Below are 13,263 nucleotides of genomic sequence, written 5' to 3'. Positions count from 1 at the left end.
GCGCACCGTACTACGTGGCCCCGACCACGTTCGACAAACCCCTGTTCACGCCGGGCAGCCGCGGTCGGCGGGACCTTCCAGCGGGGAGTGCGCCACATACTGGGCGACGACGTCGGCGGCGCAGGTGCTGCGGGCCAGCACCGAGTAGCCCAGGCCGTTCCAGTCGACGGTCACCGGGGTGGTGCCGGCGCGCGCGAACAGCGGCGACAGGCCTTTGACGCCCTCTCCGCCGTTGATCGGGTCACCGCTGTTGAGCAGCACCAGCGGTGCCACCGGGAACGACTCCGGCGGGTTCACCGGCTCGCTCGACGCCCAGCCGTTGCAGCGGACCAGCGAGAGCGCGGTGTCGGTTCCGGTGAGCGGGTTCTGCTTGGTCCAGGCGGTCACCAGGCCGGCGACCTCGTTCTGGCCGACCGGGCCGGTCACGTCGTTGCACACCGACACCACCTGGCCGTCGGTCAGGCGCAGTTCCTCGGCCTGGTTCGCGAGGTCGGTGAGGGCTTTGACGTCGCCGTTGTCGGCGGCGGCGATCGCCGAGGCGACGGAGGTCAGTCCCGCGGTGTCGTTGGGTGCCAGGGCCAGTCCGGTGGTGATCGCGGCGAGCGCCTGGGTGTCGGAGAGCCCGCCGAGTGCGCCGGTGCGGCCCTTGGTCAGGACGTCACCCATGGTGGCGACGCCGGCGGTGCCGAGCGGGCAGCCGGCGCCGAGGGCGCCGCAGCGCTGGGCGAAGGTCACCAGGGCCGCCTGGACGCCCGAGGCGCGTACGGCCCCGGCGTCGCGGGCGTTGGCCCCGAACGGGGTGGGTGTGTCCAGGACGAGCCGGCCGGTGCGCCCGCCGTAGAGCGCGGTGTAGGCGATCGCGACGTCGGAGCCCTCCCCGAGACCGATCAGCCCGAGGGTGGGGACGTTCCAGCGCTGACGCAGGGTCTCGATGTCGGAGGCCGCCGCGGTGATGCCGAACTGCAGCTGATCCGGGGTGAGGGTCTCGGTGCAGCCGTCGGATGCCGACGACGCGGCGTCGGCGAGGTCGGTGATGCGCTTGGCGGTGTCGGCGCCGGCGGTCAGGCCGTTGTCGGCGAGGGTGACGCGTTCTGATCGCGTCAGGCAGTCCAGTGGCGTGCTGTCGGGGATACCGCGGCGGTCGACGGCGACGATCGGGTGTTTGTTCAGCAGGCTGCGGCCCGGGCCGTCGGCGAGCAGTCGCAGCGCCCGAGAGGACGGCATGTCGGTGCCCGCGGTGAGGACCAGCGGCGCGGCGTCGGCGGGGGTGTCGGCGACCGATGCCCGGGTGAAGTGCACCGTCAGCGTCGACCGCGGGTTGTCGGGGTTGACCGGTGAGTCGAGCTCGGCGCATTGCAGGGTGACCCCGGCCGGTGCCGCGGGTGCCCCGGCGCAGCCACCCCAGGCCAGGTCGGTGCCGGGCTTCTGCAGGGTGGGTGCCTGGGCGGGGGTGCTCGATGTGGTCGACGCGGCCGGGCCTCCGCCGTTGCCGCCACCGGGGACCAGGGCGGGGCCGGGGTCGGGTCCGACAGCGCAGCCGGCCAGACCGAGCGTGACGACGAGGCCCGCGGTGGCGACGAGCCGTGCGGGCACGACGGACCGTGCAGGTGCCGTACCGCGCGAGGAGGGGACGCGCGAGGAGAGGGGGTTCCGTGCCGACCGCATGAAGGCGAGGGTAGTCAACCGGGCGCGGTGGGCCGGTCGTGCGGTCACCGGGCCGCCCGTGTCCATCGGGTGAAGACGTAGCCGTCGTCGTCGGACAGGATCTGCGTGGGCGTGAACCGTGGCAGATGCGGCAGGTCGGGGCCGAGCGCGATGCGGGGTGCGTCACCGGCGGCGAGCATCGGCGAGGTGCTGATGCACAGTTCGTCGAGCAGATCGGCGGCGATCATCGATCCGAGCAGGCGGGGACCGCCCTCGCACAGCACACGCGTCAGACCGCGCTCGCCCAGATGACGCAGGGCCACCACGAGGTCGACGGTGCCCTCACCGCAGTCGACGAGGGTGGCTCCCGACGCGGTCAGGGCGTGCCGTCGTTGTGGGTCGGCGGCCGCGCAGGTGAGCACCAGCGTGTCGGGGTGGGCGAGCGGGGGGTAGGCGGGGTCGATCGTCAGCGACCGGCTGACCAGCGCCAACACCGGTGCGGCGGGCCGGCCGGCGCCACGGTGGGCGCTGAACTGCGGGTCCGGCTGCGGTTGGTGGTAGGTCTCGGCGAGCGCGGTGGCCGCACCCACGAGCACCACGTCGGCGAGCCCGCGCAGGGTGCGGAACACGGCGCGATCGGTGGGTCCGCCGAGCTGACCGGAGCGTCCCGACACCGAGATCGCGCCGTCGATCGTGGCGATCATGTTGGCGCGGACGTACCGCTCGGGGTGGGGGTAACGGTCGGCGAGGACGCGGTAGAGGTCCGTCTCGTCGGCGTCGTCGGGTGTGACGTGGATCGCTTTATGCTGGTAGAGCATCATTCCCCGGGGTAGGCACTGGTTAGGCTGCCCACCATGGTGGCACGTCTTTCCGACCGGAACCCGGTCGTCTCTCCCGAACAGCTCATCCAGGAGATGGTTCCGCCGTCCACCTTCGATGAGGTCAGCTTCGACAGCTACATCCCCGACCCCAACGAGCCGTCACAGGCGCAGGCCGTGGCCAAGGCACGTGACTTCGTCGTGCGGGCGCGCAAGGCGCGCGGCGGCAAGAAGGGGCTGTTCTCCCGCAAGCAGGCCACGCAGGGGATCGGCCTCTACCTCGACGGCGGATTCGGTGTGGGTAAGACCCACCTCCTCGCCTCGATCTACCACTCGATGCCCGAACCCAAGTCGTTCGCGACCTTCGTCGAGGTCACGCACGTGGTGGGCGCGCTGGGCTTCGTCAACGCCGTCGAGCGGCTGTCGCAGCACACCGTGCTGTGTATCGACGAGTTCGAGCTCGACGATCCGGGCGACACCATGCTGGTGTCGCGGCTGCTGACCGAGCTGACCGCCAAGGGTGTCTCGATCGTCGCCACCTCCAACACCCTGCCCGGGCAGCTCGGTGAGGGTCGCTTCGCCGCCCAGGACTTCCTGCGCGAGATCCGCAAGCTGTCGGCGGTGTTCGAGACCATCCGCGTCGACGGCCCCGACTACCGTCACCGCGATCTGCCGCCGGCCCCCGCACCGCGTTCGGACACCGAGCTCGAGGAGCTGGCCGAGTCCACCCCGGGTGCCACCCTGGACGACTTCGACGAGCTGTGCACGCATCTGGCCAAGCTGCACCCGTCCAAGTACAAGGCCCTCGTCGACGGGATCTCGCTGGTCTGCATCGAGGGTGTGCATCCGGCGCAGGACCAGTCGGTGGCGCTGCGTCTGGTGGTGCTGGCCGACCGTCTCTACGATGCCGACATCCCGGTGACCGTGTCGGGCAGCAAGCTCGACGAGGTCTTCACCGACGAGATGCTGCACGGCGGCTACCGCAAGAAGTATCTGCGTGCCACCTCGCGTCTGCTGGCGCTGTCGCGGTTTGCCGAGTCGGCGGTCTGAGCCGCACACCGCATCCACACCTGACGCGGGCGCCCCACCATCTGGTGGGGCGCCGGCTGTGGTTCTGTGCCCGCTGTGCCCGCTGTGGCCGTGTGGTCGGTCTGTCGTCCCGGGCCCGGCCGGTGTGTGGCCCGCCGGTGAGTGACTCGCCGCTGTGCGGTCGCGTGGGTGCGGGTGCAGGTTCGATCAGGTCAGGGACTGGCGCAGGACGTAGTCGTGTTCGACCCTGCCGTTGAGGTCGAAGGTCTTGACCCCGGCGCGGTGGAAGCCCATCTTCGCGTAGAAGCGCTGGGCGCGTTCGTTCTCCTGGTTGACCCCGAGCCACACCACGGCGCTGCCACGTTGCCGCGCGCGGTCGATCGCCGCGCGCATCAGCAGGTGCGACGGTGGGGCTGTACGCGTCTCTGACGGCCGGATGTGGGCGTGGTGGCCGGGCAGGACGTACATCTTGGAGATCTCCGACGACGGGCGTTCGGTGATCACCGCGGCGACGTCGGCGTCGGCGGGTGCATGATGATGCACCAGGGCGTACCCGGCGAGGGTGCCGTCGTCGGCCCGGGCGACGAGCACCTCGGATTCCGACGACGCGATGTAGGCGGCGAAGTTCGCCGGTCCGAGGTTCTCGCGGATGAACGCAGCGATGTCCTCGGGTCGTGAATGTGGCGGGCACGCAAGGGGAAAGGTGGCAGCGGCGACGTCGGCGACGGCCGGCGCGAGCGCCGGATCCGTGGCGGCCTCGATGGCGAAGCCCGGTGCGGAGAACTCGTCGACCGATGCCGCCATACTGCTCAACTCCTCGTGTGGACTACTTCTTGCCGCAAGTGCAATTCTCTCCGCACTTGCAGTCGGGACCACAGGTGCAGTCGGGATTGTCACAGCCGGGGGCGCTCATATAACTCGTCATGCATCTGACGCTAGCCCGCAAGCTTGGGGCCTGATAGGGACTTCCGACTTGCCGCATGCCTCGAGTGAAGAGGAGGGCGTCTCGGGAACCGAGGAGGGGATCGACCGAACCGGGATCGGGGGAGTTGTGGAGCGGATGACGGGATTCGAACCCGCGACCCTCACCTTGGCAAGGTGATGCGCTACCAGCTGCGCTACATCCGCATCGGTCCCGGGCGGTCTTGTGGACCTTGTCTGTGCTCGGGACGCGAGGAGAAACATTATTCGGTGGACCGTCGTTTCGCCAAATCGGCTGGTCAGGGCTGTGTGGATGCCGAGTTGTCGGGTGCTGTGTTCTTGGACACCGCCACGGTGCCCGATGCGGTGTTCTTGGATGCGGCGACGTCGCGGGAGACGGCCTCGGCGATCATCTGGCCGCCGGAGGTCAGCATGGCCCGCCGCCACGGCAGGACTCCCTCGAGTTCGATCTGGATGGACATCGACAGCACCGTCCGGATCACCACGATCAGGCCCAGGATCAGTGCGTCCTCCACCGACGGCTTGGAGGTGATGGTCCGCAGCAGGTCGGCGGCCACGAGGATCTCCAGGCCCAGCAGGATGGCCGAGGCAAGGGTGGAGCGCAGTACCGAGAAGGCCTGGGCGCCACCTTCTTTACGGTTCAGTGAGCGGGCGCTGAGCACCACTGCGATCACGAAGCCCACCACCATCGCGAACGCGCCGATGGCCTCGAAGGCCACGGCCACGTTGGCGAACACTTCCTCGATGTCCATATCGAGAAGATTACGGGTCATCGTCCCCGGATTCCCGCCGACGGACACCGACTCATGGAAACCCCGGTCGATAGCATTCGCCGAGACATCCGCAGACGACGATGGGCCCGGCAAGAATGCCGGGCCCATCGTCAGGTGCGCGATACAAGGATTGAACTTGTGACCTCTTCCGTGTCAGGGAAGCGCTCTCCCACTGAGCTAATCGCGCGTGGTCATCTTCGATTGTCGAATTCTGACTCCGAGCGGATGACGGGATTCGAACCCGCGACCCTCACCTTGGCAAGGTGATGCGCTACCAGCTGCGCTACATCCGCATTGTTGCCCGAACTCGATCTTGTGGATCGTTGTCGTTCGTGGTGCGGGACAGAACATTACGTGACAACGGTGTAATTTCCAAAACGCCTGCGCGGACTCTGTTTCAGGGCCTCCGAAAGGGGGGTGGCATCGCCGCGGGGGAGATGCCGGCGGCATTTCCGGACCGGGGGAGACGAAAAAGCAGGGCCCGGCTGATCTGCCGGGCCCTGCTTTCAGGGTGCGCGATACAAGGATTGAACTTGTGACCTCTTCCGTGTCAGGGAAGCGCTCTCCCACTGAGCTAATCGCGCGTGTTCTATTCAGTTGTCTAGAGGTGGCGACGGGAATCGAACCCGTGTACACGGCTTTGCAGGCCGTTGCCTCACCACTCGGCCACACCACCCGACGCGAGTTCACTCGCTTCGAGCGGATGACGGGATTCGAACCCGCGACCCTCACCTTGGCAAGGTGATGCGCTACCAGCTGCGCTACATCCGCACGCTCCACGAGCGATCTTGTGGATCGTTGTGCTCGCGGTGCGGGACAGAACATTACGTGACTGTGTCGCGGGATGCCAAATCGGCTGGTCACAGGCCTGCCGGACGCTGATGGCCAGGTGGTGGCCGGCTGGTGGGCGGAGGATGAAACCTCGTCGGTGATGCATGAGCGGGCGGTGAACCAGGCGTGTGCAGGCGATTTTGGTTCTGGCGGTCAGTGTGTGTAATGTTCTGGCTCGTGCAAGGGAGCCGAGCGCTCCTGCGACACGGTCCCGTGGCTCAGTGGAAGAGCGTCCCGTTCACACCGGGAAGGTCGCTGGTTCGATCCCAGCCGGGACCACAACGAGCAACCCTCTGGTCACAGGGGGTTTCTTTCGTTTACGGGAGCATCCGTTTTGGCGGTCGCGGTACTTGTGCGGTACTCGGAAATCGGGAAAGTTGCTGGTACCTGCAGAATCTCGGTATCTTGGGATCAGGCATAAAGGGTATGGGGCGCTAAAGATCCGCGCCAAGCGGCCGCCCGGCTGCGCACGATGACCCGCCGCATATGAGCCCGTACATATGAGGGATGAGCGGCGTCGGACTGGTCCACGAGACCGAACGCACTGCGTGTCCGAAGGTCTTCGGAGAAGCTCGAACTCCGAGGATCTGCCATGCCATCTTCCGACCACTCCGTCACCGACGATCTGCGGGTCTTCCGCAAAGCCGAGGTTGCCGAGCGTCTGGCCATCAGCGAGGACACCGTTGACCGCCTCATCGCGGCTGGCGACCTCCACACCGTCCGACCGCGACGTCGTGGTGTCGTCGTTCAAATCCCCGCTCGCTCACTGCGCGAGTACATCTACGGAAGGGGCGGCCACTGACGACCGTCGGCTTGCACAGAGCCCCGTTCCGGCAATCTGCCGGAACGGGGCTCTAGCCTATTGGGGAGGGGGTGAGCGAAAGGCTGTTGCCCGGCCAGCATCCTTCCTTCTTGCGGCCGAGAAGTTGGGCCGTGATTCGAGACCCGTGGCCGGCGAGTGGGACTGCTGCAGGCCGTGCCCGATAGGAGCTTTTCCAAGCGCTCGTACCCGCCACTACCGCACGCCTCCGCGTAGACCCCTGACGGGGGCTTGTCCGGCGTGTGTGTAGCCGTGTAGCCAAGAAGATAGCTCCCCGTAACTTCTCCCTATAGAGACCCCCCTTCCAGGAAAAGGGTATAGAGAATTCTGGCTACATCGGCTACATGGGGTATGACCTGCTGTTTCATGGATCATCCATGTAGCTTTTTGTAGCTATTCTGAGTGGAAAAGCTACAACCGGCACAGTTGTCATGGATTATCCATTTCTGCTGTAGCTAAAACGCGAAAAAAGCTACAACTGGCTACATCTGCCGGCTACGGCCATCAGGAATGTGATCCTCATAACATTGATCTACGCGGTCTGATATGGGCGCTATTTCTGAGCGTAAAACTCACCGATAGCTGTGACCAGTCGCGTTGCCACTTCGCTAGCAATTTTTCCATTACTCCACTTCCATTGTCACCTCCGAATAGTCCTGTCTATCAGCGCTTTTCATTTGCGATCACCTTCGTCATGATGGGTGCAGGCCCAGCGGAAACGCCGCTCGGAGGACGGGAAGGAGGGGTGACGATGACGGCACCTGTGTTGACCGGCCCGGCCGTCATATGGATGGCGCCGGCTGAGTACGCCGAATATCGGCGGCTGGGAATTGCGACGGTATACCGGTGGCTCAAGGCCGGGCGGATTCCCGGCGCGGAGCAGGTCGCAGAGCGCCATACATGGCGCATTCCGGTGCATACCGGGGTCTGACGGCGAACCAGCTGTAGAAACAAGAACACCGGCCACGAGGGCCGGTGTTCTCTCAAGGTTCTGTTATTCACTCACGCGACGTGGCTGCAACCGTGTCGCGCTACAAGGAGATTTTATCATGTCTACCCCTGACATCGCACGCGCTGCGGGCTCGATCGACAGCCTGAGCGACGCTTACCTCGTCGCCATTCGCGTGCGGCGCGAGACCCAAGTCCTGACGTTCATGGCTGAGGCGCGAGCGCGCATCGAGGCCAAGCTCGGAGCCGGCCGCCAGCTCACGGCGTGGGAGGAGGACAACAGGGCACGCGCTCTGGCTACCCCGCTTGACGAGATTCAGCCCGCGGTGGCCCTCTCGGCCCTGGTGGCAGCGACGAGAGTCGATTTCAATCAGTCGATCATCACCGCGTACGCCGAGCTGGTGTTCCCGGGCAAGGGCATCGTGGCCGCGCTGACTGGCGATCACGACGCGTATCGCGTCGGCCGGTTCGCCCGGGCTCACAATGGTCATTTTGCGCCCTGGTCCTTCCTCGACTCTCGGGGCCAGGACGCCGCAGATCTGCTGGCGTATGCGCGAGAGGTGCTGTGACGCAATGGCTTTCAATCCTGCGAAGATCACGGTCAAGCGCGCCCGCGCTGAGGCGGTGTACAACCCGGACGCGGTCACGGCCGCGGGGCTCCGGGTATCCGGTGCCGAGATCAAGCCCACCGTCCAGGCTGTGGCCAAGCTGCTCGACGCGCTCTACCCCCGCGACGACCTGTTCTACGACACCGACTTGGGCCATATCCAGTTCGGCGACCTGGTCGGTCTGGAGGCGACCACGGCGCTGATCCGCGAGCTGGAGATCATCACCGGAAAAGCGGGTTGGTACGAGAAGAAGTCGATGGTCTACGACGTAATCGAGTCGACTCGGCGTCGGTCGCCGCACGCGGCGATGCTGCTCAGTGTGCCGAAAGATCTTCCGGTGGCTGATCTCACGCCGTGGACGAGCCGATTCGCCGACCCAGCATTCACCGATGAGGCGATCCGCCTGATGGTGCACGGTTATGTCCAGCGTGGCCTGGAGCCTGGGGCGAAGTTTGACTACGCCGGTGTTCTTGTCGGCCCCCAGGGCACGGGCAAGACAACCCTGTGGGAGCGCCTGGTCCGTGGCCGGGAGATCGCGTACGACGCTGACGACCGCCGACCGATGGAGACCTCCGCGACGTGCGAGCGGATCGTGCTGGAAGAGGCCAGCAGCGAGCTGTTCAAGCACGAGCGGTTCAACACGTTCAAGGACCGGGTGACCATGACCAACCGCGGTGAGGATGCGAAGTACATTCGTGGAAAAGCCCAGCTCAAAGCCCGTGCAGTTCTGGTGGGGACTAGCAATGATGTCTTCTTGCTGCACCCGGCTTTGGAAGGTACGCGGCGGTTCCTGATGCTGGTGATGGATCGGTCGGACGCATCTCTCATGCCCTTTCTCACTGACGAAGTGTGGGAGCAGTTGGTCAGTGAGGCGCTGCGCAAGATTGATGAAGAAGCGGTGCCGGTGCTCTCGCCCGAAGGCGAGGAGCGTCAACGGGCCGCGCTGGCCTCGGTGACGCGGCCGGACGACGACCTCGACGTGTTGCGGTTCGTGCTGGACGAGCGTGTCCGGGCGGTCGGCTACTTCCAGAAGAGCGACTTGCGGGAGGAAGTCGCTGACATTGATCCGGATCTCGCTCGCGGGCCAGCCTTTGGTCGGGCGTGGCGCAAGGTCCAGCACGAGTACCAACAAGTCTCGATGCGCGTGGGTACGCCGAGTCGCGTGACCAAGGTGTTCATCCCCGCATCAGCACCTACCGCGACGGCGGTGGCGCCATGAGCGTCGATCAGATCCGTCTCGATTACGAGGCCCGCATCCGCGGGGGCTATGACCGATATCTCCAGGACCACGGTCCGTACCGATATGTCGAACACCCTGGATTCGAGGCCACGCTGCTGGCCTTCAGGGTCGGCGCTGGTGCCACGCACGTCGTCGAAGGTGCTGAGGCGATTCGTCGCATGACGCAGTTTCTGGTGGACTACGCGGCCCGCACAGGCCGAAAGCTGGTGGCGCACAACAGCCAGTTCGATCGGCTGGTGGCATCGCGGGTACTGGGCATGCCAGCGGGTGAGTTCCTCGACCCGGCGGGTTGGGACGACACGTTGCCGCGGGCTCGCTTGCTGGGTATGCCTGGCAGCCTGGCCGCGCTGGCCGAGGCACTGGGTGCGCCGGCCAAGCTGGATGAGGGTAGGGACCTCATCAAGCTGTTCGGCTCGGCCGACGTGCCGCTGGACGAGATCATCGCCGGGCACCCGGACGAATGGATGCGGTTCCGTGAGTACGCCCGCCGCGACGTCGACGCGCTGGCGCACATCGACCCGCTGCTGTCCTGGCCACGCCCCGAGGAGCGCCGGGCCTGGGTGCTCGATCAGCGGGTCAACGACGTTGGCATCGAGGTGGACTTGGAGTACTGCCGGGCGGCGGATACAGCTGCCCGGGGCGCGCAACAGCGGGACGTCGACCGGCTGATCGAGATCACGGGTGTGGACAATCCACGATCGGTGCCGCAGCTCAAGAGCTGGTTCGAGTCGCGAGGGTTCAACCCGCCGAATCTCCAGCGGGAGACGCTGGCCAAGCATCTGCCCGCGGAGCTGGAGCAGTCGGAGTGGCTCAAAGCGCACAAGGACCGCACCGATCTCCCCGACGACGTGCTGGAGGTGATCCGTATCAAGACCGCGGGCGGGGTCGTCGGCCGGTGGCAGAAGATGCTGGACTGGACGTGCTGGGACGGCAGGATTCGGGGCGCGTATGTTTTCGCCACCGCGCACACCGGTCGATGGTCGTCACGGGGCGCCCAGCTGCACAACATGTCCCGTGATTCGGTCGGCGAGACCGACGCCGAGGTCGAGGACTTCGTCCGCCGGATCATCGCCGATCCGGAAGGCGTCGAACTATCGCTGCGGGACATGCGCGGCGGTCTCCGGCCGGCGCTTGTCGGCCCGTTCACCGTCGTCGATTTCAGCGCCATCGAGGCCCGGGTGTTGGCCTGGTTGACCGGTGAGGACGACATCGTTGGCCTCTTCGAGGCGGGTGAGGACGTTTACGTGGACGCGGCCCGCAAGATCGGGCTCGATGTACCGGACAAGTCCGTTGATCCGGTCGGTTACAAGATGGTGCGCGGGCAGGGCAAGGTGCTGACTCTGGCGGCCGGGTACGGCGGCGGGCCGGCCACGTTGCGGGCACAAGGCGCGGTCGGCGACGATTCCGAGATCAAGGCCCTGGCTAAAGCCTGGAAACAGGCTCGTCGTCCCGTAACCCGGCTGTGGCGGGATCTCGAACGAGGGCTGAGCTGCCGGGTCCGGCGGCTGCGCGGGGTGGCGATGGTGCGCGGGGACGCTCGTTCCCGGGAGTTGGTGCTACCAAGTGGTCGCACACTGCGCTACGCCCGGGTCCGGGAGACGGCCAAGGGTGACTACATCTACACCAAGTCGCATGGCGGGGTCGGGAAGTTGTGGGGCGGCACACTTACCAACAATTTGTGCCAGGCGGTCGCTCGCGACCTCCTGGTCGAGGCCCTCCTGCGGCTCGACGATGCGGGTTACACGGTCGTTGGCCACGTCCACGACGAGGTGATCATCGCTGGCCACCACGACGTCGACCGCATCTCCAAGATCATGTGCCAACTACCCCGGTGGGCAGCTGGGCTGCCGCTCGCTGCCGAGGGATACCGCTGCAATCGCTATAGGAAGGACTGAGAGCTATGAATACGGTGTTTGACGATGTGGACGAACCTGCGCGGGCTGCCCTGATAGCAGCCGTGCGACGGGAGTCCGACGGGCTGCCTTGGGAGGTGGCTCGTCGACAATGGGACGTGGTCGACACCGATTACGACGACGATTGCACCGGCGTGTGCGTGTGTGGGCAGACCGGCCTCGGATGGTTGTACACGATCACCAACCGTGAAGCCGGATCGATGCTGTACCCCATCGGCTCAGACTGCATCGCACACTTCGCGGTGGACGTGATGGTGGAGACAGCGCGTGACTTGGCCGAGCTTGAGCGGCTCCGGTTGTGGGTCGCCAGTGGTGTCCCGCTCGACCTCAAAACGCACCTGTCACGCCGCCGGCTGCGCGTTCTTTTCGAACGCGGATTGGTGGCGCGGGATGATTACGAGATGTTGCGGGCCTCATACAACCGTCGTCGCCCGCTCACTGTCGATGAGCACGTGAGCGCGGAGCGTGTGCTGCGCGAGGGTATCGCACCCGCGCTGGGCGGTGATCCCGAGGCTGAGATCGTCGACAACCCTCTGTACGTGAATGGGCACCGAGACGTGTTCGCACGCGGTGTCGCGGTGCCTCCGGCAGGGGCAACGTCGGCCTACGTCATCGGGCACGCGGACGGGGCACGGCTGCGGATGGACGTGGACGGCACTTTCGCTGCGTGAGGGCGTTGTAGACCGCAGCCTGAACACCCTGTGCCACCGGCACGGGGTGTTCTCGTCTGTCCGACAGACGATTTCGCGCCCTACCCAGAGGCGCTAAAGCCCTCAGTGGAAGGCCCAGACTGCTCGCGGGGCGCAAGGTAAGGGCCATCCAGAGGCGATGCGTGGCCGTTCGGTAGGCGTCATAGCCTTCTGCTTGCGTCCCTGTGCGATATATGACGCCAGTCGCGGCTTTTGTTGCAGCGCAGTCTGCTTCGTATCGCCTCCGCGTGGGGGCCTAGACGTCTTGTGGCTCGGGAACGGATGGACTTGGACGCAACGAGAAGGCCTTCTGAAGGCCTTATGGCCGTTGAAACAAGGCCTCTTAGCCTCCAGGGTGTGAGGCGGACTGCCACAGAAGGCATTTTAGCCGTCAGCGGGCGTCGCTGCTCGGCTCGTATCGGCGCAAACTGGGGGCCTTATCGCCGCTCCGTTGCGTCGCTAGGACCGTGCGTTTCCTTGCAGAGTAATGGTTTTCATCCACGACTTCTTACAGACGTTGTCTCGATCCATCGATCGGCACCCGGCCCGGACGGACCAGCAACAGCCCTCCTTGGTCCACCTTGCCCGCGGACCGCACTGGCCACCGCCGAGTCGAGCGCGGGCTATCCCATAGACCCGCGCCGAAGCACCTCGACGATCGGCCACCGCACCCCGCACGGGGGCCCGACGTGTCCGTGTCGGCCCATCGCGATCGTCTTCCCGGTACACCGCCGCGCTGGCCCCACGAGGCCAGCCGACGCCGCAGGCGGAGGTGCAGCCGAGAGGCAGGGTCACCGCCGTAGGCGGTGGGCATGCCCGGGGCTAGCCGATTGCGCAGCAGCGCTTTTCACGCTTTGGGGAGGGTCCAGGGAGGGGCGCAGCCCCTCCCTGGCAAGCCCGCGGACCCCGAGCGCAGCGAGGGGCGGAAACACGAGGCCGAAGGTCTCGTGTTTACGGCGGGGAGGCTTGCCGTCTTCCCGCACTGGACCAGGCACCGCACCACCACCC

11 protein-coding genes and 7 tRNA genes are annotated in these 13,263 nt (G+C 66.1%); 8 read left to right on the top strand and 10 right to left on the bottom strand.

The genetic code is table 11. From position 1 onward, the window contains the following. Positions 1 to 45 precede the first annotated feature (45 nt). Together GD1_RS06765 and GD1_RS06760 are read right to left on the bottom strand one after the other, a co-directional pair. Positions 46 to 1,665, bottom strand: a complete 1,620-nt coding sequence (locus tag GD1_RS06765; protein ID WP_083533928.1) for an alpha/beta hydrolase — start codon at positions 1,663 to 1,665, stop codon at positions 46 to 48. A 44-nt stretch (positions 1,666 to 1,709) separates the two neighbouring features. Then, positions 1,710 to 2,462 (bottom strand): pyrimidine reductase family protein, encoded by a 753-nt coding sequence (locus tag GD1_RS06760; protein WP_059036471.1) that lies wholly within the window; start codon positions 2,460 to 2,462, stop codon positions 1,710 to 1,712. A 36-nt stretch (positions 2,463 to 2,498) separates the two neighbouring features. Here GD1_RS06760 and zapE point away from each other — a divergent pair, with 36 nt between their 5' ends. Further along, positions 2,499 to 3,512: a cell division protein ZapE gene (gene zapE / locus GD1_RS06755; RefSeq protein ID WP_059036453.1), complete on the top strand. Its 1,014-nt coding sequence runs from the start codon at positions 2,499 to 2,501 to the stop codon at positions 3,510 to 3,512. 186 nt (positions 3,513 to 3,698) lie between these two features. Here zapE and GD1_RS06750 read toward each other — a convergent pair whose 3' ends face one another. The 8 genes from GD1_RS06750 to GD1_RS06715 all read right to left on the bottom strand — a co-directional run bounded on the left by GD1_RS06750 (position 3,699) and on the right by GD1_RS06715 (position 5,977). Beyond that, a complete protein-coding gene (locus tag GD1_RS06750; RefSeq protein ID WP_059036452.1) occupies positions 3,699 to 4,295 on the bottom strand; it encodes a GNAT family N-acetyltransferase in 597 nt (198 codons plus the stop codon). A gap of 248 nt (positions 4,296 to 4,543) precedes the next feature. Next, positions 4,544 to 4,619 (bottom strand) — tRNA-Gly (locus GD1_RS06745). 92 nt (positions 4,620 to 4,711) lie between these two features. Further along, positions 4,712 to 5,185: a DUF1622 domain-containing protein gene (locus GD1_RS06740; RefSeq protein WP_053776538.1), complete on the bottom strand. Its 474-nt coding sequence runs from the start codon at positions 5,183 to 5,185 to the stop codon at positions 4,712 to 4,714. A gap of 136 nt (positions 5,186 to 5,321) precedes the next feature. After that, a tRNA-Val gene (locus tag GD1_RS06735) sits at positions 5,322 to 5,393 on the bottom strand. A 33-nt stretch (positions 5,394 to 5,426) separates the two neighbouring features. Continuing rightward, a tRNA-Gly gene (locus tag GD1_RS06730) sits at positions 5,427 to 5,499 on the bottom strand. 219 nt (positions 5,500 to 5,718) lie between these two features. Further along, positions 5,719 to 5,790 (bottom strand) — tRNA-Val (locus GD1_RS06725). 21 nt (positions 5,791 to 5,811) lie between these two features. Then, positions 5,812 to 5,882, bottom strand: a tRNA-Cys gene (locus GD1_RS06720). A 22-nt stretch (positions 5,883 to 5,904) separates the two neighbouring features. Next, a tRNA-Gly gene (locus GD1_RS06715) sits at positions 5,905 to 5,977 on the bottom strand. Between the two features lie 267 nt (positions 5,978 to 6,244). Between GD1_RS06715 and GD1_RS06710 the strand changes: the two genes are divergently transcribed. The 7 genes from GD1_RS06710 (at position 6,245) to GD1_RS06680 (ending at position 12,237) form a co-directional block, all read left to right on the top strand. After that, positions 6,245 to 6,316, top strand: a tRNA-Val gene (locus GD1_RS06710). Between the two features lie 313 nt (positions 6,317 to 6,629). After that, positions 6,630 to 6,839 carry a helix-turn-helix domain-containing protein gene (locus tag GD1_RS06705; protein ID WP_059036451.1) on the top strand — a complete coding sequence of 70 codons (210 nt, stop codon included), beginning with the start codon at positions 6,630 to 6,632 and terminating at the stop codon, positions 6,837 to 6,839. A gap of 769 nt (positions 6,840 to 7,608) precedes the next feature. After that, positions 7,609 to 7,788 carry a helix-turn-helix domain-containing protein gene (locus tag GD1_RS06700; protein ID WP_157079393.1) on the top strand — a complete coding sequence of 60 codons (180 nt, stop codon included), beginning with the start codon at positions 7,609 to 7,611 and terminating at the stop codon, positions 7,786 to 7,788. Between the two features lie 118 nt (positions 7,789 to 7,906). Then, positions 7,907 to 8,374, top strand: a complete 468-nt coding sequence (locus tag GD1_RS06695; RefSeq protein WP_059036449.1) for a hypothetical protein — start codon at positions 7,907 to 7,909, stop codon at positions 8,372 to 8,374. A gap of 4 nt (positions 8,375 to 8,378) precedes the next feature. Next, positions 8,379 to 9,632 (top strand): VapE domain-containing protein, encoded by a 1,254-nt coding sequence (locus GD1_RS06690; RefSeq protein WP_059036448.1) that lies wholly within the window; start codon positions 8,379 to 8,381, stop codon positions 9,630 to 9,632. Next, positions 9,629 to 11,548, top strand: a complete 1,920-nt coding sequence (locus GD1_RS06685; protein WP_059036447.1) for a DNA polymerase — start codon at positions 9,629 to 9,631, stop codon at positions 11,546 to 11,548. The genes GD1_RS06690 and GD1_RS06685 overlap by 4 nt, the downstream gene beginning before the upstream one ends. Positions 11,549 to 11,553: 5 nt before the next feature. Beyond that, positions 11,554 to 12,237, top strand: coding sequence for a hypothetical protein (locus GD1_RS06680; protein ID WP_157079392.1), 684 nt, complete (start codon positions 11,554 to 11,556; stop codon positions 12,235 to 12,237). Positions 12,238 to 13,263: the final 1,026 nt, after the last annotated feature.

This window comes from Gordonia desulfuricans NBRC 100010, assembly GCF_001485495.1.
GTDB lineage: Bacteria > Actinomycetota > Actinomycetes > Mycobacteriales > Mycobacteriaceae > Gordonia > Gordonia desulfuricans.
Note: the sequence above shows the minus strand (reverse complement) of the source record. Positions and strands in the feature narration are given on the sequence as shown.